Source organism: Leifsonia sp. SIMBA_070, from assembly GCF_046534635.1.
GTDB lineage: Bacteria > Actinomycetota > Actinomycetes > Actinomycetales > Microbacteriaceae > Leifsonia.
Genome location: NZ_JAWRYK010000120.1, coordinates 1 through 318 on the forward strand (window position 1 = coordinate 1; position 318 = coordinate 318).

Annotated in this window: 1 pseudogene; it reads right to left on the bottom strand. The window is 67.6% G+C overall.

From position 1 onward, the window contains the following. A pseudogene (locus tag SB754_RS19670) lies at positions 1-238 on the bottom strand (ABC transporter substrate-binding protein); the annotation flags it as partial. Positions 239-318: the final 80 nt, after the last annotated feature.

A 318-nucleotide genomic window follows, 5' to 3' on the forward strand; every position in this document is an offset into this window, starting at 1 on the left:
TTTCCCAGCTCTCGGCCATGCCGGGGATTTCCTCGTTCTGCTCAGGACCGTAGGCCACCAGGTTTTGGTACTGCAGGGCCAGGATGTTCGAGCTGGTCGCGAGGATGGCCTTGAACGGATTGAGTGTGTCGATGTCTCCGGTCAGCGCCAGCTTGAGCGTTTTGCCGCTGGATTGGTCAGAGGCGAAAGCGGCGGGAGCCGAGGCGGGGCCGGCGGTCAGGGCCAGGGATCCGGGCATGGCGGCGCAGAGGAGGCCGGCCGCAGCCGTGCGGCGGAGGCGGGAACGGGAGCTCCGGAGAAGCTGCCTGTCCGCGGGGT